Raw genomic sequence first — 18,490 nt, 5'->3', positions numbered from 1 at the left:
GGGGACTCCTGCACAGGATTCAGAACGGCGCGTGCGAGACGAGCTGCCCGCTGATGAAGCCCCAGGCGACCAGGCCGATGGTCAGCGCCGCGAGGGTGACGCGCACGGTCAGGGCCTTGAGCAGGCGGGTCGAGTGTTCGTCGTCCTTGACCAGGAACACCAGCCCGCTGAACAGGCTGGCGATGGTGGCCAACAGCATCAGGACAATCGCAGCCTTGAGCATGGCGATACTCCGGGGGAATGCAGTGATGGTTTCAAGTATAGCGATCGACCTTGCGAGGCCGTGGTGAAGCCGTTTCGCCCTGGCCTGGTACCGACCCTGGTGGTGCTTGCCCTGCTGCCGGGGTTGATCGCGCTCGGCAGTTGGCAACTGCGCCGAGCGGACGAAAAGCGCCAGCTGCTCGACAGTTATGCCGAGCGTCGCGTCGAGGCGCCGGTGGCGGTCGCGCAGTTGCAGCAATTGCCTGACCCGGCCTTCCAGCGCGTACACCTGCACGGCCGCTTCGATGCCGCACACAGCCTGCTGCTGGACAACCGCCTGCGCGACGGCCAGGTCGGCGTCGAGCTGCTGCAACCCTTCCACGACCAGGCCAGCGGCCTGTGGCTGCTGGTCAACCGTGGCTGGCTGCCGTGGCCCGACCGCCGGGTGCCGGTGCGCTTCGATACCCCCGAACACCCCCTGACCCTCGACGCCTCGGTCTACGTGGCGCCGGGCAGCATCTTCCAACTGCACCCCGACCCGGCCGGCAAGCAGTGGCCGCACCTGCTCACCGCCATCGACCCTGCGCAAGTGTGGCAACAGCTCGGTCGCGAAGGTTTCCCCCATGAGCTGCGCCTCGAACCGGGGCCAGCCAGCTACCGGCTGGACTGGCCGGTGGTCGCCATGGGGCCGGAAAAACACCTGGGCTACGCCGTGCAGTGGTTCGCGTTGGCCACGGCGCTGGTGCTGCTCTACCTCTATTTCGGTTGGCACAACAACAAGGAGAACAACCATGGGCGCCGTCACGAGTCCACTGGGCGTGCCTGAACGCCACAAGTCCCGCGCGCGTGGGCGCTTGCAGCTGATCCTCATCCTGCTGGTGGCGCTGGGGCCGATGATCCTCGCCACCAGCATGTACAAGTTCAAGTTCTGGGTGCCGGAGGGCCGCAGTTACCACGGCGCGATGATCGGCAGCGGCGAAACCCGCGCCGACATTGGCATCGACGCCCAGGAGGAAGGCTGGCAACTGTTGGTCAGCGCGCCGCAAGCCTGTGCCCAGGATTGCCAGCAACTGGTGTACCTGGCCCGGCAGATCCAGATCGGCCTGGGCCGCGACGCTGGCCGTGCCAGCCATGCCCTGGCCGCCGCGCAGCCGCTGGACGCTGACTACCAGGCGTTGTTGGGCCGCGAATATCCGCAGCTGCAGCGTTATCCGCTCGACCTGCAACGCTACGGCCAGAAGGTCGGCGAGCCCGGCCCGCAGCTGTGGATCGTCGACCCCCACGGCAACCTGGTGCTGCGCTACGACGTCAAGGCCAAGGGCAAGCATGTGCTCGACGACCTGCGCCACCTGCTCAAACTGTCCAACATCGGCTAGGAGGCCGCCATGGCCAGACCCGGATACCGCCTCGCTGTGTTCGCCACCCTGCTGGCACTGCTGGTCGTCCTGCTCGGTGCCTATACCCGGCTGACCCACGCCGGCCTCGGCTGCCCCGACTGGCCGGGTTGCTATGGCTTCATCGGAGTGCCCAAGACCGAGGCGCAGTTGGCCCATGCCGAGCTGCACTTCCCGGAGCATCCGGTGGAGCAAGCCAAGGGCTGGGCAGAGATGGTCCATCGCTACTTCGCCGGCACCCTGGCGCTGGTGATCGCCGTACTGGCGTTCCAGGCACTGAGGCGCCATGCCCGTGACGGCCAGCCCTATCGCCTGCCGCTGCTGTTGCTGGGCGTGGTGCTGGCGCAGGCGGTGTTCGGCATGTGGACGGTGACCCTCAAGCTCTGGCCCCAGGTGGTCACTGCGCACCTGCTCGGCGGCTTCACCACCCTGAGCCTGTTGTTCCTGCTGTCCCTGCGTCTATCCCGGGCCTTCGCGCCTTTGCCCAAGCTGCCGCTGAGCCTGCGGCGGGTGGCGGCGCTGGCATTGCTGGTGGTGATCGGGCAGATCGCCTTGGGGGGGTGGGTCAGCGCCAACTATGCGGCGGTCGCTTGTATCGACCTGCCCACCTGCCACGGCCAGTGGTGGCCAGCGGCGGACTTTAGCAACGGCTTCCACCTGACCCAGCACGTCGGCCCGAACTACCTGGGCGGGCAGCTGGACAGCGATGCGCGTACCGCTATCCACATCAGCCACCGGCTCGGTGCGTTGCTGGTCATCGCCGTGTTGCTGCTGCTCAGCTGGAAGCTGCACCGCAACGCTCTTTCCGGCCTGGCCCGCCTGGTGCTGCTGGCGCTGGCCGTGCAGGTGGGCCTGGGCATCAGCAACGTGCTGTTGCACCTGCCCCTGGGCGTGGCGGTGGCGCACAACGCCGGCGGTGCCGCGTTGTTGCTGTGCATGGTGCTGGTGAACTACCGGATCCGCGTGGTCGACAAGGTCCGCATCACGCAGGGCTGGCGCCTGACACCGGTGACCGGCGTGGGGCTCTCCCAGCACATGAGGGGTGATTCGTGGCGACGCTTCTGAGCGAGCGCAGACGGCGGGCCGGTTGGCGCGACTACCTGGAACTGACCAAGCCCAAGGTGGTGGTGCTGATGCTGATCACCTCGCTGGTGGGCATGTTCCTCGCTACCCGTGCCGGGGTGGCGTGGAGCGTGCTGCTGTTCGGCAACCTAGGCATCGGCCTGTGCGCGGGCGGCGCGGCGGTGGTCAACCATGTGGTGGATCGGCGCATCGATGCGCTGATGGTCCGTACCCACCGGCGCCCGCTGGCCGAAGGGCGGGTCGCGCCGCTGCCGGCGCTGGGCTTCGCCCTGGCCTTGGCGGTGCTGGGCATGGCCCTGCTGCTGGTGTTCACCAATGCCCTCACCGCTTGGCTGACGCTGGCCTCGTTGCTCGGCTACGCGGTGATCTACACGGGCTTTCTCAAGCGTGCCACCCCGCAGAACATCGTGATCGGCGGCCTGGCCGGTGCGGCGCCGCCGCTGCTGGGTTGGGTGGCGGTCAGCGGCCATGTCGGCGCCGAGCCGCTGCTGCTGGTGCTGATCATCTTCGCCTGGACCCCGCCGCACTTCTGGGCCCTGGCCATCCACCGCAAGGAGGAGTACGCCAAGGCCGACATTCCCATGCTGCCGGTGACCCATGGCGAGCGCTACACCAAGCTGCACATCCTGCTCTATACCTTGGTGTTGCTGGCGGTGAGCCTGCTGCCCTATGCCATCCACATGAGCGGCCCGTTGTACCTGGCGTGTGCCCTCGTGCTGGGGCTGCGCTTTGTCCACTGGGCCTGGGTGTTGTACCGTGGCACCAGGCCGCACGCTGCGATCGGGACCTTCAAGTACTCTATCGGGTACCTGTTCCTGCTGTTCATCGCACTGCTCTTGGACCACTACCTGTTGCTGAATCTATGACCCGAACCCAGAAAACCGTTTTCATCCTCGTCGCCGTGGTCGCCCTGATCCTCGGCCTGACCGTCAACAAGGTGCTCAACGGCCGCAGCGAGGCGAACCCGGCCGAACTGATCGACGCCGGCATCATTCTCCTGCCCCAGAGCCGCACCGTGCCGGACGTGAAGATGAGGGACCAGGAAGGCCGGCCGGTGGAGCTGGACGAGCTCAAGGGCAAGTGGTCGTTGCTGTTCTTCGGCTATACCTACTGCCCGGACATCTGCCCGACTACCCTGGCCCAGCTGCGCCAGGTGAAGAGCGAGCTGCCCAAGGAGGCGCTGGAGCGGTTGCAGGTGGTGCTGGTGAGTGTCGACCCGAATCGCGATACGCCGGACCAGCTCAAGCAGTACCTGGGGTACTTCGACAAGGACTTCCTCGGATTGGCGGGCACCCTCGAGGACACCCAGGCATTGGCCAATGCCCTGAGCATTCCGTTCATTCCGGCGGATACCAGCAAGCCGGGGTATACCGTGGATCACAGTGGCAACCTGGCGATCGTCGGGCCGGATGGGCGCCAGCGGGGGTTCATCCGGGCGCCGTTCAACAACCAGAAGCTGGTGGCGCAGTTGCCGGGGTTGGTCAAGCGGGACTGAGTATCGGCTGATTTGGGGCCGCTTCGCGTCCCATCGTCGGCGTACCGGCGATGGGCTGCAAAGCAGCCCTGCTGAACTGACCGGCCCAGAGAACTTGGCGCAATCAGAACGCCGGAATCACCGCGCCTTTGTACTTCTCGGTGATGAACTGCTTCACCTCGGGCGAATGCAGGGCATCGGCCAGCTTCTTCATGGCCTGCGAGTCCTTGTTGTCCGGGCGGGCGACAAGGATGTTCACGTAGGGCGAGTCGCTACCCTCGATGACCAGCGCATCCTTTTCGGGGTTGAGCTTGGCTTCCAGCGCATAGTTGGTGTTGATCAGCGCCAGGTCCACCTGGGTCAGCACGCGCGGGATGGTGGCCGCTTCCAGTTCGCGGAACTTCAGGCCCTTGTCGTTAGCGGTGATGTCCTTGACGGTGGACAGGATGTTCTTGTTGTCCTTGAGCGCGATCACGCCGGCCTTGTCGAGCAGCAGCAGGGCGCGGCCGCCGTTGGTGGCATCGTTGGGGATGACCACGGTGGCGCCGGACGGCAGTTCGTCGAGCTTCTTGATCTTGCTGGAGTAGGCGCCCAGCGGCTCCAGGTGCACGCCGGTAACGCTGACCAGTTCGGTGCCCTTGGACTTGTTGAACTCGTCCAGATACGGCTGGTGCTGGAAGAAGTTGGCGTCCAGGCGCTTCTCGGCCACCTGTACGTTCGGCTGGATGTAGTCGGTGAACTCCTTGACCTTCAGTTCCACGCCAGCTTTCTCCAGCTGCGGCTTCACGAAGTTGAGGATTTCCGCGTGAGGCACCGGGGTGGCGGCGACGGTCAGGGTTTCGGCGTTGGCCGAGAAGGCCGCGACGGCGGCCACGACAGCAAGCAGTTTCTTCATCGATCACTCCTTGTGAGGGCCGCGACGGCCCCCGAACGGGTCGGCCAGGCCGACCCCATTGGGGTTACTTACGGGAAAAGTGCACGACCAGTTTGTCGCCGACGCTCTGCAGAACTTGAACCAGGACCAGCAGGAGCACCACGGTGACCACCATCACGTCGGTCTGGAAGCGCTGGTAGCCGAAGCGGATGGCCAGGTCGCCCAGGCCGCCCGCGCCCACCACGCCGGCCATGGCGGTGTACGACACCAGGGTGATGGCGGTGACGGTGATGGCCGCGAAGATGCCCGGCCGGGCCTCTGGCAACAGCGCGTTCATGATGATCTGGCGGGTGGTGGCGCCCATCGACTGGGTCGCCTCGATGATGCCGCGGTCCACTTCGCGCAGGGCGGTTTCCACCAGGCGCGCGAAGAACGGCGTGGCACCCACCACCAGCGGCGGGATGGCGCCGGCGACGCCCAGCGAGGTGCCGGTGATCAGCACGGTGACCGGAATCATGACGATCAGCAGGATGATGAACGGCAGCGAGCGCAGGATGTTGACGATCAGCGACAGCAGCGCGTACACGCCCCGCTGCTCGAACATCTGCCGTGGGCCGCAGAGGAACAGCAGCACGCCCAATGGCAGGCCCAGCAGCACGGTGAAGAACAGCGAGCCGAACAGCATGATCATGGTGTCGATGCTGGCCAGCCAGATCTCGGCCCAGTCGACGTTGGCGAAGAAATTCAGGGCGTCCATCAACGCAGTACCTCCATATGCACATCCGCTGCCTTGAAGCGCTCGAACGCCGCGTCCATGTCGCCACCGGTGACGGCCAGGGTCAGCTGTCCATAGGGGACGTCCTTGATGCGGTCGATACGCCCGGCGAGGATGCTGTAGTCCACGCCGGTCTCGCGGGCCACGGTGCCCAGCAGCGGGGCGTACGTGGCCTCGCCCTGGAAGGTCAGGCGCAGGATGCGCCCGGGCACGTGGGCGAAGTCGTCGCGCTGCTCGTTCTCGTCGACCTGCTCGTCTTCCTGGACGAAACGTCGGGTGGTCGGGTGCTGCGGATGCAGGAACACATCGGCCACCGGGCCTTGTTCGACGATCTGCCCGGCATCCATCACCGCCACGCGGTCGCAGACCCGGCGGATCACGTCCATCTCGTGGGTGATCAGCACGATGGTCAGCTTCAGCTCGCGGTTGATCTCGGCCAGCAGTTGCAACACCGACGCGGTGGTCTGCGGGTCGAGGGCGCTGGTGGCCTCGTCGCACAGCAGGATCTTCGGCCGGGTCGACAGGGCGCGGGCGATGCCCACGCGTTGCTTCTGGCCGCCGGAGAGTTGGGCCGGGTACTTGCGGGCATGGTCCGACAGGCCGACGCGGGCCAGCAGTTCGGCGACACGCTGGTCGATCTCGGCCCGCGACAGTTCGCCGGCCAGGGTCAGCGGCAGGGCGACGTTGTCGGCCACGGTCTTGGAGGCCAGCAGGTTGAAGTGCTGGAAGATCATCCCGACCTGCTGGCGGAAGCGACGCAGCTGGTTGGCGTCGAAGGCGGTGACGTCCTCGCCGTCGACGATGATCTTGCCGCCGCTCGGGGCCTCGAGGCGGTTGATCAGGCGCAGCAAGGTGCTCTTGCCTGCGCCGGAATGCCCGATCAGGCCGAACACCTGGCCGTTGTCGATGGTCAGGCTGGTCGGATTGAGGGCGGGGATATCCCTACCGGCGACACGGTAGGTCTTGTGGACATGTTGAAACTCGATCACTGAGCGAACCTTGTGGGGCGCATGGAATAGGGTCAGCGGTTAGCCGGGGCGCGCATTTTAGCCTTTTCCCATAGTTGTTCTTAGCATTTATTTCGTCATGAACCAATCCGGCCGGCATAACGCGACAACTGGTAATCCCGATTGAACGCTCGCGAACGCCTTCCAGTCACTAGTTGAACAAGCCCGATACGGGCTCGCTCAAGACTGATAAGGAGAGCCGAACCATGCCCAGCAAGAAGAAGGACATGCCCAGGGAAAGCCAGGTCGCCGGTACCACGACCCCCGACCGGGCCAACACCAATGCCAAGGTGCAGAGCCTGGAGGCGTTTCGCAGCGACGCCACCGGCCAGGCCTTGCGCACCAACCAGGGGGTGAAGATCGCCGATAACCAGAACACCCTCAAGGCCGGTGCGCGGGGGCCCTCGCTGCTCGAAGACTTCATCATGCGCGAGAAGATCACCCACTTCGACCATGAGCGTATCCCCGAGCGTATCGTCCACGCCCGCGGCACCGGCGCCCATGGCTACTTCCAGAGCTACGGCTGCCATGCGCAACTGACCAAGGCCGGGTTCCTCCAGGACCCCGAGAAGATCACGCCGGTCTTCGTGCGTTTCTCCACCGTGCAAGGCCCGCGCGGCTCTGGCGACACCGTGCGCGACGTGCGCGGCTTTGCCGTGAAGTTCTACACCGACGAGGGCAATTTTGACCTGGTGGGCAACAACATGCCGGTGTTCTTCATCCAGGATGCGATCAAGTTCCCGGACTTCGTCCACGCGGTGAAACCCGAGCCGCACAACGAGATCCCCACCGGTGGCTCGGCCCACGATACGTTCTGGGACTTCGTCTCGCTGGTGCCGGAGTCGGCCCACATGGTCATGTGGGCCATGTCGGACCGGGCCATCCCGCGCAGCTTGCGGATGATGGAAGGCTTTGGCGTGCACACCTTCCGCCTGATCAATGCCGAGGGTGTGGCCAGCCTGGTGAAGTTCCACTGGAAACCACGCCAGGGCGTGCACTCGGTGCTGTGGGACGAAGCCCAGAAGCTGGCAGGCAAGGATACCGACTACCACCGCCGTGACCTGTGGGACGCCATCGAGACCGGCGACTACCCGGAATGGGAACTGGGGGTGCAGATCGTGCCCGAGGCGGATGAGCACCGTTTCGACTTCGACCTGCTCGACCCGACCAAGATCATTCCCGAGGAACTGGTGCCGGTGACGCCGCTGGGCAAGATGGTGCTCAATCGCAATCCGGACAACTTCTTCGCCGAAGTCGAGCAGATCGCCTTTTGCCCCGGGCATATCGTGCCGGGCATCGACTTCACCAACGACCCCCTGCTGCAGGGCCGGTTGTTCTCCTACACCGACACCCAGCTCAGCCGCCTCGGTGGCCCGAACTTCCATGAGATCCCCATCAACCGGCCGATCGTGCCCAACCACAGCAGCCAGCGCGATGCCATGCACCGCATGACCCTCGATAAGGGACGTGCCTCCTACGAGCCCAACTCCATCGATGGTGGTTGGCCCAAGGAGACACCGCCGGCTCCGGAGGATGGCGGTTTCGATAGCTACCAGGAGCGTATCGATGCGCACAAGATCCGCGAGCGCAGCGACTCCTTCAGCGACCACTTCTCCCAGGCACGGCTGTTCTACCAGAGCATGAGCCCCAACGAACAGCAGCACATCGTCAAGGCCTACAGCTTCGAGCTGGGCAAGGTGGAGCGCGAGGCGATCCGTGTACGCGAGGTCAACGAGATCCTGGCCAATATCGACCTTGGGCTGGCGGCGGCGGTGGCGGCCAATCTGGGCCTGCCTGCACCCAAGGCCGGTACCGTGCAGGTCAAGGGCTCGAAACCGGCGCAGTCACCGGCCTTGAGCCAGATGAACCATCCCGGCAGCGTGGGCATCAAGGGGCGCAAGATTGCCCTGCTGGTGGCCGATGGCGTGGAAGGCGCCAGCGTCGACAGGCTGGTCAAGGCCTTCGAGGCCGAGAGCGCACGGATTTTGCTGCTGGGGCCGACTTCGGCGCCGGTCAAGACCGCCGAAGGCAAGCCGTTGCCGGTGGATGCGTCGATGGAGGGGATGCCGTCGGTGATGATCGATGGGCTGTGGGTGCCAGCCGGCAAGGCGGCGCTGGATGCCCTGGGCGAGAGTGGGGTGGCCAAGCATTACCTGCTCGAGGCCTACAAGCATTTGAAGCCCATGGGCTTGGCCAGGGGCGCCAAGGCCTTGCTGGACAGGCTGGGGCTCAAGGAGGACGAGGGATTGCTACTGGGGGATGATCAGAAAGTGGTGGCGGCCTTCGTCAAGGTGCTGGAGCGGCACCGGGTGTGGGCGCGGGAGGCTGGAGTCGAGGGTATTCCTGCGTAAGGTGCGCTGTGCAGCTCATCGCTGGCAAGCTCACACAGAGTCCTCGCATGGCCCATGCTTTGTGAGCACCACGGCACCCTGTGGGAGCCGGCTTGCCGGCGATGGGCCGCGAAGCGGCCCCAGGATCTCAAGGCCGATGCGGCACCAACACCACCTGCGCCGGCAGCGAGCGCTGGATCTCATGCCGTTGTTTCAGCGCGAACCCTTCGTCGAGCTTGCGCACGCGCTTTTCCAGCAGGGTCTTGAGCCAGGGCGCATCCTGGGTGCGCGGGACCTGGAACACCACCTCGCACTGGTAGTTCACCACGTCGGCAGCGATGTCATCGAGCTGCCGGCGCATGGCACGGATATCCGTGGTCTTCAGCGCCACGACGGTATTCGGCGCGGTGGGGTCGATCAGCCGTGCCTTGGGCCTGGCCTCGGCGGCCTTGAGCGCGGCCTCGGCCTTTTCCAGCTCGGCCTTGCGCGCCTGGGCCACGGCATCGCCGCCGGTCAGCGCCGGCGCCTGGGGCATCAGCGCGCGGGCGCGGGCCAGGGCCGTGGCGGCGGCATTGACGTCACCCTTCTGCAGGACGATCTGGCTGCGTTGCAGGTAGGCCTCGGCGAGCTGTCGCTGGTACTGCTCCAGGCGCACGTCGTCGGGCGACTGGGCCTGCAGGGCGGCCAGCTGGTCTTCGGCCGTGGCCAGTTCGTTGCTGGTGATGCTCTGCTGCAACTGCTGCCAGGCATCTGGCTGGGCAGGCGCGGCGGACTGTTCGGCCGGCGTGCCGGAACAGGCAGCCAGGAACAGGGAAAACGCGGCAACAAGCAGATAACGGGAGACGAACGGCTTCATTCCTGCGACTCTCTATTTGCGCAAAAAGCGAGCAAGTCTACACCCAGGTGCGCGCGCTCGAAAACACGTCTTACAGACCCTTTACAGGGGAAAAGGTTGCAGGGTGCGCCAGCGCACACCCTGTAACTCAGCGCTTTGGCAACGCCAGGCTCAGCAAGAATAGCACCGCCGCACAGACCACGATCGATGGGCCGGCTGGGGTGTCCTTGAACCAGGACAGGGCCAGGCCGCTGCAAACCGCCGCCACGCCCAGCAAACTGGCGCCCAGGGCCATTTGCTCCGGCGAGCGGGCGTGACGCTGTGCCGCGGCGGCGGGAATGATCAGCAGCGAGGTGATCAGCAGCACGCCGACGATCTTCATGGCCACGGCGATGACCACCGCGATCAGCAGCATCAGCGCCAGGCGCAGGCCCGCCACCGGCAGGCCCTCGACCATCGCCAGCTCCTCGTGCACGGTGATCGCCAGCAGCGGCCGCCACAGGGCGCCGAGCAGCAACAGCACCAGCACGCTGCCGCCGAGGATCCAGGTCAGGTCCGTGGGGCTGATGGCCAACAGGTCGCCGAACAGGTAGGCCATCAGGTCGATGCGCACGTCGCGCATGAAGCTCAGCGCCACCAAGCCCAGGGACAAGGTGCTGGGGGCGAGGATGCCGAGCAGGGTGTCGGAGGCCAGTGGCTGGCGTTGCTGCAGGGTCACCAGGAGGATCGCCAGCAGCAGGCAACCGACGGTCACCGCCAGGGCGGGGCTGATGTCCAGGGCCAGGCCCAGGGCCACGCCGAGCAACGCGGCATGGGACAGGGTATCGCCGAAATAGGCCATGCGCCGCCAGACCACGAAGGAGCCCAGGGGCCCGGCCACCACCGCCAGGGCCAGGCCTGCAAGCAGGGCGTAGAGAAGAAAGTCAGCCATGCTTGCAGTGTTCTCCGTGGACATGGGGGCCTGGGGCGATCACCGAGCCGTGCAGGTCGTGGCGGTGATCGTGATGGTGGTGGTAGATGGCCAGGCTCGGCGCGTTCTGGCCGAACAGTTCGACGAACGCCGGATCGCCGCTGACTTGCTCCGGATGGCCCGAACAGCACACGTGGCGGTTGAGGCAGACCACCTGGTCGGTGGTGCTCATCACCAGGTGCAGGTCGTGGGAAACCATCAGCACGCCGCAGCCGTGGCGGTCGCGCAGGCGGGTGATCAGGCTGTAGAGCTCGGCCTGGCCGGCCACGTCGACTCCCTGCACCGGCTCGTCGAGCACCAGCAGCTGTGGCTCGCGCAGCAGTGCCCGGGCCAGCAGCACACGCTGCATCTCGCCGCCGGAGATGGTCTGGATCGGATTGTCGATCACCTGCTCGGCACCGACCTCCTGCAGCGCAGCCAGCGCCGCGGCACGGTCCACGCCAGGCACCAGGCGCAGGAAACGCAGCACCGACAGGGGCAGGGTCGCATCCACCTGGATCTTCTGCGGCATGTAGCCGATGCGCAGCCGTGGCTTGCGCCAGACCTTGCCCCGGTGCGGCTTGAGCAGGCCGAGCACGGTGCGCACCAGGGTGGTCTTGCCGGCGCCGTTGGGGCCGATCAGGGTGACGATCTGGCCGGGGACGACCGACAGGTCGATGCTGTCGAGCACCGCCTCGCCGGCGAAGGTGACCCCGACCTGTTCGAGGCGGATCAGCGCGTCGCTCATGGCGTGCCCCGGCAGTTGCTGCACAGGCCGACCACTTCCACGGTCTGCGACTCGACGCTGAAGCCGACACCCTTGGCGCTGGTGACGATGGCGTCGCTGATGCTGTCCTGCTCCAGTTCGATGGCCACGTGGCATTCGCGGCAGATCAGGAACTGGCCCTGGTGCGCGTGCTCGGGGTGGCTGCAGCCGATGAAGGCGTTGAGCGAGGCGATGCGGTGCACCAGGCCGTTTTCCAGGAGGAAGTCCAGGGCGCGGTACACGGTCGGCGGGGCGGCGCGGCGGCCGTCCTGCTCGCTGAGCACGGCGAGGATGTCATAGGCGCCCAGCGGCTTGTGGCTCTGCCAGACCAGTTCCAGCACACGGCGGCGCAGGGCGGTCAGGCGCAGGCCCTGGCGCGTGCACAGGGCATCGGCTTCGGCCAGGGCGCTGTGCACGCAATGGGAGTGATCGTGGGGACGGTGGGCCAGCGGCGTGATGGACATGGGCGGCGACGGTTCTGGATAGAGACGTTATTATGTTACTCGTTTCTGAGCCGTCGAGTATTCATCGTGTCCCGATTCCTTGCCCTTTTTGTCGCGTTCATCGCCTTTTCGGCCCAGGCCGACGTGCGCGTGCTGACCAGCATCAAGCCCCTGCAGCAGATCGCCGCGGCCGTCCAGGACGGTACCGGCAGCCCGGATGTGTTGCTGCCGCCGGGCGCCTCGCCGCATCACTACGCCCTGCGACCGTCCGATGTGCGGCGGGTGGCCGAGGCCGACCTTCTGTACTGGATCGGCCCGGACATGGAAGGCTTCCTGCCCCGCGTGCTGGGCAGTCGTGGCAAGCCGACCGTCGCCGTGCAGTCGCTGCCAGGCATGCAACTGCGCCATTTCGGCGAAGACAGCCATTCCCATGAACATGAAGAAGACCACGACGATCACGACCATGACCACCGCCCGGGAAGCCTCGATGCGCACCTGTGGCTGTCGTCGGCCAACGCCCGGGTGATCGCGGCGAAGATGGCCAGTGACCTGGCCGCGGTCGACCCGGCCAATGCCGCCCGCTACCAGGCCAACCTGAAGGCCTTCGATGCACGCCTGGATGCCCTGGATGCGCGCATCAAGGCGCGCCTGGCGGGGATCGCGAGCAAGCCTTACTTCGTGTTCCACGAGGCGTTCGACTACTTCGAGGCGGCCTATGGCCTCAAGCACACCGGCGTGTTCAGCGTGGCTTCCGAAGTGCAGCCGGGTGCGCAGCATGTGGCGGCGATGCGCAAACGCCTGCAGGCGGTGGGCAAGACCTGCGTGTTCAGCGAACCGCCGCTGCGCCCGCGTTTGGCCGAGACCCTGACGGCCGGGCTGCCGGTGCGGCTGGCGGAACTGGATGCCCTGGGAGGCACCGACCCGGTGGATGCCAAGGGCTACGAACGGTTGCTGGAGAAGCTGGGCAATGACCTGGCGGGGTGCCTGGAGCAGCTCTAGGGCCGGTGTGGGCTGTGGGGCCGCACAGCGGCCCCACACTTGTTCGCAGCCTGCAAGGCCATCACGATCCCTGTGGGAGCGGGCTTGCCCGCGAAGACGGCCCCGCCGGATCAGAGGGCGAACGGCAGGCTCAGCGCCACCTGCTGACGCTGCGCCAGGCGCACCTCGAACTCGCTCGGGTCGTGGATCATCACGTCCATCCCGGCGAACGCCTGCGCGGCGATCAGGCGCGACAGCCAGAAACGCACGCAACCCACACGCAGCATCATCGGCCACAGTTCGGCCTCGGCCGCGGTGAATGGCCGCAGCGCCGCGTAGGCGCCCAGCAACGCCTGGGCGCGGGGCAGGTCGATGCCACCGGCCTCGTCGCAGCACCAGTCGTTCACGGTAATGGCGATGTCATACAGCATCGGCCCGGAACAGGCGTTGTAGAAGTCGATCACCCCCGTCAGGTGGGTCCCCTCGAACATCACATTGTCGCGGAACAGGTCGGCATGCAGGTTGGCCCGTGGCAAGGCGAGGATCTGCGCCTTGTGCGCGGCGATCTCGTCCAACGCCGCGCGTAGCAGTTGGCCCTGCCGGGCATCCAGCCCTGGCATCAGCTCGGCGCCGGCCGCGAGCATCCAGTCCAGGCCACGGTCGGTGCGGCGTTCGATGATGCGTTCGCGGGTCGCCAGGTGGATATGCGCGAGCAATTCGCCGACCTGGGCGCAATGCTGGCTGTTCGGCGCCTTGATGTGCTTGCCCGACAGGCGTGGCTGCAGCAGCGCCGGCTTGCCGCACAGCTCGCGCAGGGCGTTGCCGTCGCGGTCGCGCAGGGCGTAGGGCACCGGCATGTCGGCATCGTGCAGCACGTCGAGCAATTCGATGAAGAACGGCAGGTCCTCGACCGGCCCCCGTTCGACCAGCGTCAGGACGAACTCCCCCTGCTCCAGGCTGATGAAGAAATTGCTGTTCTCGGTGCCGGCGGCGATGCCCTGGAAGTCGAGCAAACGGCCCAGTTCGTAGGGCGCCAGAAAGGTTTCCAGCTCAGGCCGGGTCACAGGGGTGAAGACTGACATGATGAAAAGAAGCCCATGCGGGCACTTCCGCCCGGAAGTGCCTGGTTTATGTGAACGATACGCGTTATTACCTTACCACTCGAAGAGCTTCCAGGAGGGGATCAGCATGTCCGGTTGGTCGGAACGAATGAAATTGCCCTCGGAGCCATCGGCGCGTACCAGGAAATAAGGCTTGCCGTGCTTCGGCGTGACCTTGATCGCATACAGGAAACCGTTCTGCCGGTACTCCTGGATGGTGTTGTCGCCTTCCGTGCGAATGGTCACCTCGGGATCGGCCGAGGGGGCGTCGTCCGCCGCCAGGGTGACGACAGGCATGGTGGCCAGCAGACCGAGCAGCAACAGGCGAATGGGTGTACGCATGATAACCTTGTCCCTTTGTCGTCAATTGTTCCCGCTATTCTAGCGCCGGACCTGCCGAAAAGGTTGATTCTCCTCATGAGCCAAGCGCCCCTCGTCCTGGTGGACGGTTCCTCCTACCTGTACCGCGCCTTCCACGCACTGCCGCCGCTGACCACCTCCAAGGGCATGCCCACCGGCGCGGTCAAGGGCGTGCTGAACATGCTCAAGAGCCTGCGCAAGCAGTATCCGGACAGCCTGTTCGCGGTGGTCTTCGACGCCAAGGGCGGTACGTTCCGCGACGCCATGTTCGCCGAATACAAGGCCAACCGCCCAAGCATGCCGGACGACCTGCGGGTGCAGATCGAGCCCCTGCATGCCAGCGTCAAGGCCCTGGGCTACCCGCTGCTGTGCGTCGAAGGGGTCGAGGCCGACGACGTGATCGGCACCCTGGCGCGCAGCAGCGCGGCACTGGGGCGGCCGGTGATCATCTCGACCGGTGACAAGGACATGGCCCAATTGGTGGACGGGCACATCACGTTGGTCAATACCATGACCGGTAGCGTGCTGGACGTTGCTGGCGTGCACGAGAAATTTGGCGTCGGCCCCGAGCACATCATCGACTTCCTCGCCCTGATGGGGGACAAGGTCGACAACATTCCCGGCGTGCCCGGCGTCGGCGAAAAGACCGCCGTGGGCCTGCTGACCGGCATCGGTGGCGGCCTGCGCGAGCTGTACGACAACCTGGACAAGGTCCCCGCCCTGCCGATCCGCGGCGCCAAGGGCCTGCCGGCCAAGCTCGAGGAGCACCGCGACGCGGCGTTCCTGTCGTACGAGCTGGCCACCATCAAGATCGATGTGCCACTGGAGATCGAGGTCGAGGCGCTGGTCTGCGGCGAGCCGGACCGCGAAGCGCTGCTGGCGCTGTACACCGAGATGGAGTTCAAGAGCTGGATCGCCGAGGTCCAGCGCGATGCGGCCCAGGCCGGCGAAGCGATCGCCACGGCGCAGGAGCCGGTGGCCAAGGCCGAGCCCAAGTACGAGACCATCCTCGACCAGGCGCGCTTCGATCACTGGCTGCAACGGCTGCGCCAGGCGCCGCTGTTCGCCTTCGACACCGAGACCACCAGCCTGGATGCCCAGCAGGCCAGGCTGGTCGGCCTGTCGTTCGCCATCGAGCCCCATGAGGCGGCCTACGTGCCACTGACCCACGACTACGAAGGCGCCCCCGCCCAACTGGACCGCGACGAGGTGCTGCTGGCCCTCAAGCCGCTGCTGGAAGACCCGGGCAAGGCCAAGATCGGCCAGAACGCCAAGTACGACATCAACATCCTGGCCAACTGCGCCATCGGCGGCGACCCGGCCCAGGGCATCCAGATGCGTGGCGTGGCCTACGACACCATGCTCGAATCCTACGTGCTGGACTCCACCGCCACCCGCCACGACATGGACAGCCTGGCGCTCAAGTACCTGGACCATTCCACCATCGCCTTCGAGGACATCGCCGGCAGGGGCGCCAAGCAGTTGACCTTCAACCAGATCCCGCTGGAAAAGGCCGGCCCCTACGCTGCCGAGGACGCTGATATCACCCTGCGGCTGCACCATGCCCTGCAGGCGCGCTTGGCCCAGACCCCGAGCGTGCAGCCGGTGCTGATGGACATCGAGATGCCGCTGGTGCCGGTACTGGCGAAGATCGAGCGCCAGGGCGCGCTGGTCGACGCCGAGCTGCTGGCGGTGCAGAGCGGCGAGCTGGGCGTGAAGATGGCCGAGCTGGAGCGCGAGGCCTTCGAACTGGCCGGCGAGGAATTCAATCTCGGCTCGCCCAAGCAACTGGGCGTGATCCTCTACGACAAGCTGGGCATGCCGGTGCTGAGCAAGACCGCCAAGGGCCAGGCCTCCACCGCCGAGGCGGTTCTGGCGGAACTGGCCGAGCAGGACTACCCGTTGCCCAAGGTGCTGATGCAGTACCGCTCGATGAGCAAGCTCAAGAGCACCTACACCGACCGTTTGCCGGAGCAGATCAACCCGCGTACCGGGCGCATCCACACTTCCTACCAGCAGGCCGTGGCCGCCACCGGCCGGCTGTCGTCCAGCGACCCGAACCTGCAGAACATCCCGATCCGCACCGCCGAAGGCCGGCGTATCCGCCAGGCGTTCATCGCCAGCCCCGGCTACAAGCTGCTGGCCGCCGACTATTCGCAGATCGAGCTGCGCATCATGGCCCACCTGGCCAAGGACGAGGGCCTGCTGCATGCCTTCCGCAATGACCTGGACGTGCACCGGGCGACCGCCGCGGAGGTGTTCGGCGTGCCGCTGGAGCAGGTCACCAGCGACCAGCGGCGCAGCGCCAAGGCCATCAACTTCGGCCTGATCTATGGCATGAGCGCCTTCGGCCTGGCCAAGCAAATCGGTGTCGACCGCAAGCAGTCGCAGGACTACATCGACCGTTACTTCGCCCGCTACCCGGGCGTGCTGGCCTACATGGAGCGCACTCGTGCCCAGGCCGCCGAGCAGGGTTTCGTCGAGACGCTGTTCGGCCGCCGCCTGTACCTGCCGGACATCAACGCGAAGAACCCGGCCCTGCGCAAGGGCGCCGAGCGCACCGCGATCAACGCGCCGATGCAGGGCACCGCGGCCGATATCATCAAGCGCGCCATGGTGGCGGTGGACAACTGGCTGACCGACAGCGGCCTGGATGCGCGGGTGATCCTGCAGGTGCACGACGAACTGGTGCTGGAGGTGCGCGAGGATCTGGTCGAGCAGGTCAGGGAGCAGATCCGCCCATACATGAGCAACGCCGCGCAACTGGACGTGCCGCTGCTGGTGGAAGTCGGCATCGGCTCGAATTGGGACGAAGCTCACTGAACGGTGTGACAAAGAGGCGTAGGATCTGCGGCGTAGTGTCGCGGATCCGAAGCTGGCTCAGCGTCAGTGGTTCTGAGTGTTCATGAAACTATCGCAAATAGTTTTCAGGGCGTCGGAACTAAACCGGTGAACCGGGACTCAGAGTAACTGAATGGCTGGTGAAGCCTTTCGATGCTCCTATGTTGTGTTAAGTGTTGGCAGATACCCGGACCCCGCCCTAGCGGTCCGGACTTGAACCCCGAACTTCCCCCTCCCCATACGAAGTCCGGGGTTTTTTTTGCCCGCGATTCGGCGATCCCGGGCATGTAGCAGCCCCAGCTTGAAGCTTGCCCCCAGTCATGCCGCTGGCTTGTCTTCCAGCTCCATCCAGCCGGCCAGCACGCCATAGGCCTCTTCCAGCCCCATGCGCTTGGGCGCCGAGAACAGCTGGATGGTCACTCCCTCGCCCCAGCCCTTGCGGATTTCCGACTGCACCTTGAGCAAGGTGTTCTTGGCGGCGCCGAAGGTCAGCTTGTCGGCCTTGGTCAGCAGGATGTGCATGGGCATGCCGCTGGCCGTGGACCAGTCGAGCATCATCTTGTCGAAGTCGGTCATCGGGTGACGCACGTCCATCAGCAGGATCACCCCGCGCAGGCATTCGCGGCTGCCGAGGTAGGCCTCCAGGTGATGCTGCCAGTGCTGCTTGAGCGGAATCGGCACTTTTGCATATCCGTAGCCTGGCAGGTCGACCAAACGCCGTTCATCGTCCAGACTGAAGAAATTCAACAGCTGGGTGCGTCCCGGGGTCTTGGAGGTACGCGCCAGGCTGGCATGGGTCAGGGTGTTGAGGGCGCTGGACTTGCCGGCGTTGGAACGGCCGGCGAAAGCCACCTCGTAACCCTGGTCGTCCGGGCATTGTTCGACCTTGGCGGCGCTAAGGGCGAATTTGGCTTTCTGGCAGAGGCCGAGGATGGGGTTTTTGACTTGCATGGGATATCCGATGTGGGTGCCGCCAAGACCAGGCCCGGCAAGCTGTGTCGTTTCCGTTTGGATGGCGGAAGTATATAATGCCCCAGTTTTTGTGTGCGCATTATCCCGGCGTAGGATGATGTGCATGGG

General features: G+C 65.7%; 19 protein-coding genes. 8 read left to right on the top strand and 11 right to left on the bottom strand.

Annotated elements, in window-relative coordinates; all coding sequences use genetic code 11:
* Positions 1-19: 19 nt before the first annotated feature.
* On the bottom strand, positions 20-223 hold the full coding sequence (locus ABFA30_RS04205) for a twin transmembrane helix small protein (RefSeq protein ID WP_225789977.1): 204 nt from the start codon (positions 221-223) through the stop codon (positions 20-22).
* A 63-nt stretch (positions 224-286) separates the two neighbouring features.
* Between ABFA30_RS04205 and ABFA30_RS04200 the strand changes: the two genes are divergently transcribed.
* From ABFA30_RS04200 to ABFA30_RS04180, 5 genes are read left to right on the top strand one after another with little or no spacing between them, the layout of a single operon-like run.
* The gene (locus ABFA30_RS04200; RefSeq protein WP_253091316.1) at positions 287-1,027 is read left to right on the top strand and encodes an SURF1 family protein; all 741 of its coding nucleotides are present in this window, start codon (positions 287-289) and stop codon (positions 1,025-1,027) included.
* Positions 993-1,577 carry a hypothetical protein gene (locus ABFA30_RS04195; RefSeq protein WP_253091315.1) on the top strand — a complete coding sequence of 195 codons (585 nt, stop codon included), beginning with the start codon at positions 993-995 and terminating at the stop codon, positions 1,575-1,577. The genes ABFA30_RS04200 and ABFA30_RS04195 overlap by 35 nt, the downstream gene beginning before the upstream one ends.
* A 9-nt stretch (positions 1,578-1,586) precedes the next feature.
* Positions 1,587-2,660, top strand: a complete 1,074-nt coding sequence (locus ABFA30_RS04190; protein WP_225789980.1) for a COX15/CtaA family protein — start codon at positions 1,587-1,589, stop codon at positions 2,658-2,660.
* Positions 2,645-3,544, top strand: a complete 900-nt coding sequence (gene cyoE, locus ABFA30_RS04185; RefSeq protein ID WP_410045175.1) for a heme o synthase — start codon at positions 2,645-2,647, stop codon at positions 3,542-3,544. Before ABFA30_RS04190 ends, cyoE begins: the two co-directional genes overlap by 16 nt.
* Positions 3,541-4,173, top strand: a complete 633-nt coding sequence (locus ABFA30_RS04180) for an SCO family protein (protein WP_225789982.1) — start codon at positions 3,541-3,543, stop codon at positions 4,171-4,173. Before cyoE ends, ABFA30_RS04180 begins: the two co-directional genes overlap by 4 nt.
* A gap of 103 nt (positions 4,174-4,276) precedes the next feature.
* On the opposite strand, the gene ABFA30_RS04175 is transcribed toward ABFA30_RS04180, so the two are convergent.
* The 3 genes from ABFA30_RS04175 to ABFA30_RS04165 form a co-directional block, all read right to left on the bottom strand.
* Positions 4,277-5,047: a MetQ/NlpA family ABC transporter substrate-binding protein gene (locus ABFA30_RS04175; protein WP_225789983.1), complete on the bottom strand. Its 771-nt coding sequence runs from the start codon at positions 5,045-5,047 to the stop codon at positions 4,277-4,279.
* A 64-nt stretch (positions 5,048-5,111) separates the two neighbouring features.
* On the bottom strand, positions 5,112-5,783 hold the full coding sequence (locus ABFA30_RS04170; protein ID WP_225789984.1) for a methionine ABC transporter permease: 672 nt from the start codon (positions 5,781-5,783) through the stop codon (positions 5,112-5,114).
* The gene (locus ABFA30_RS04165) at positions 5,783-6,790 is read right to left on the bottom strand and encodes a methionine ABC transporter ATP-binding protein (protein ID WP_225789985.1); all 1,008 of its coding nucleotides are present in this window, start codon (positions 6,788-6,790) and stop codon (positions 5,783-5,785) included. The genes ABFA30_RS04170 and ABFA30_RS04165 overlap by 1 nt, the downstream gene beginning before the upstream one ends.
* Positions 6,791-6,963: 173 nt before the next feature.
* Between ABFA30_RS04165 and katE the strand changes: the two genes are divergently transcribed.
* On the top strand, positions 6,964-9,159 hold the full coding sequence (gene katE, locus ABFA30_RS04160; protein ID WP_410045174.1) for a catalase HPII: 2,196 nt from the start codon (positions 6,964-6,966) through the stop codon (positions 9,157-9,159).
* Positions 9,160-9,286: 127 nt separating this feature from the next.
* Here the strand turns inward: katE and ABFA30_RS04155 are convergent, their stop codons facing one another.
* The 4 genes from ABFA30_RS04155 to zur all read right to left on the bottom strand — a co-directional run bounded on the left by ABFA30_RS04155 (position 9,287) and on the right by zur (position 12,152).
* Entirely contained in the window at positions 9,287-9,994 is a 708-nt protein-coding gene (locus ABFA30_RS04155) for a PA5502 family lipoprotein (protein WP_225789987.1), read from the bottom strand.
* A gap of 127 nt (positions 9,995-10,121) precedes the next feature.
* Positions 10,122-10,904 carry a zinc ABC transporter permease subunit ZnuB gene (gene znuB, locus ABFA30_RS04150; RefSeq protein WP_225789988.1) on the bottom strand — a complete coding sequence of 261 codons (783 nt, stop codon included), beginning with the start codon at positions 10,902-10,904 and terminating at the stop codon, positions 10,122-10,124.
* Positions 10,897-11,670, bottom strand: a complete 774-nt coding sequence (znuC, locus tag ABFA30_RS04145) for a zinc ABC transporter ATP-binding protein ZnuC (protein ID WP_410045173.1) — start codon at positions 11,668-11,670, stop codon at positions 10,897-10,899. The genes znuB and znuC overlap by 8 nt, the downstream gene beginning before the upstream one ends.
* On the bottom strand, positions 11,667-12,152 hold the full coding sequence (zur, locus tag ABFA30_RS04140) for a zinc uptake transcriptional repressor Zur (protein ID WP_225789990.1): 486 nt from the start codon (positions 12,150-12,152) through the stop codon (positions 11,667-11,669). The genes znuC and zur overlap by 4 nt, the downstream gene beginning before the upstream one ends.
* A 66-nt stretch (positions 12,153-12,218) precedes the next feature.
* Here zur and ABFA30_RS04135 point away from each other — a divergent pair, with 66 nt between their 5' ends.
* Positions 12,219-13,130 (top strand): zinc ABC transporter substrate-binding protein, encoded by a 912-nt coding sequence (locus ABFA30_RS04135; RefSeq protein ID WP_225789991.1) that lies wholly within the window; start codon positions 12,219-12,221, stop codon positions 13,128-13,130.
* Between the two features lie 110 nt (positions 13,131-13,240).
* On the opposite strand, the gene ABFA30_RS04130 is transcribed toward ABFA30_RS04135, so the two are convergent.
* Positions 13,241-14,191, bottom strand: a complete 951-nt coding sequence (locus ABFA30_RS04130; RefSeq protein WP_225789992.1) for a homoserine kinase — start codon at positions 14,189-14,191, stop codon at positions 13,241-13,243.
* A gap of 72 nt (positions 14,192-14,263) precedes the next feature.
* Entirely contained in the window at positions 14,264-14,551 is a 288-nt protein-coding gene (locus ABFA30_RS04125) for a DUF2782 domain-containing protein (RefSeq protein WP_225789993.1), read from the bottom strand.
* A gap of 75 nt (positions 14,552-14,626) precedes the next feature.
* Here ABFA30_RS04125 and polA point away from each other — a divergent pair, with 75 nt between their 5' ends.
* Positions 14,627-17,392 carry a DNA polymerase I gene (gene polA / locus ABFA30_RS04120; protein WP_253102762.1) on the top strand — a complete coding sequence of 922 codons (2,766 nt, stop codon included), beginning with the start codon at positions 14,627-14,629 and terminating at the stop codon, positions 17,390-17,392.
* A 336-nt stretch (positions 17,393-17,728) separates the two neighbouring features.
* On the opposite strand, the gene yihA is transcribed toward polA, so the two are convergent.
* On the bottom strand, positions 17,729-18,361 hold the full coding sequence (yihA, locus tag ABFA30_RS04115) for a ribosome biogenesis GTP-binding protein YihA/YsxC (protein WP_225789995.1): 633 nt from the start codon (positions 18,359-18,361) through the stop codon (positions 17,729-17,731).
* Between the last annotated feature and the right edge of the window lie 129 nt (positions 18,362-18,490).

The sequence above is a fragment of the Pseudomonas sp. HLMP genome (genome assembly GCF_046365545.1).
In the GTDB taxonomy this organism is placed as follows: domain Bacteria; phylum Pseudomonadota; class Gammaproteobacteria; order Pseudomonadales; family Pseudomonadaceae; genus Aquipseudomonas; species Aquipseudomonas guariconensis_B.
The sequence above is the reverse complement of the archived record's forward strand: the minus strand, read 5'-3'. Positions and strand labels throughout refer to the sequence as shown.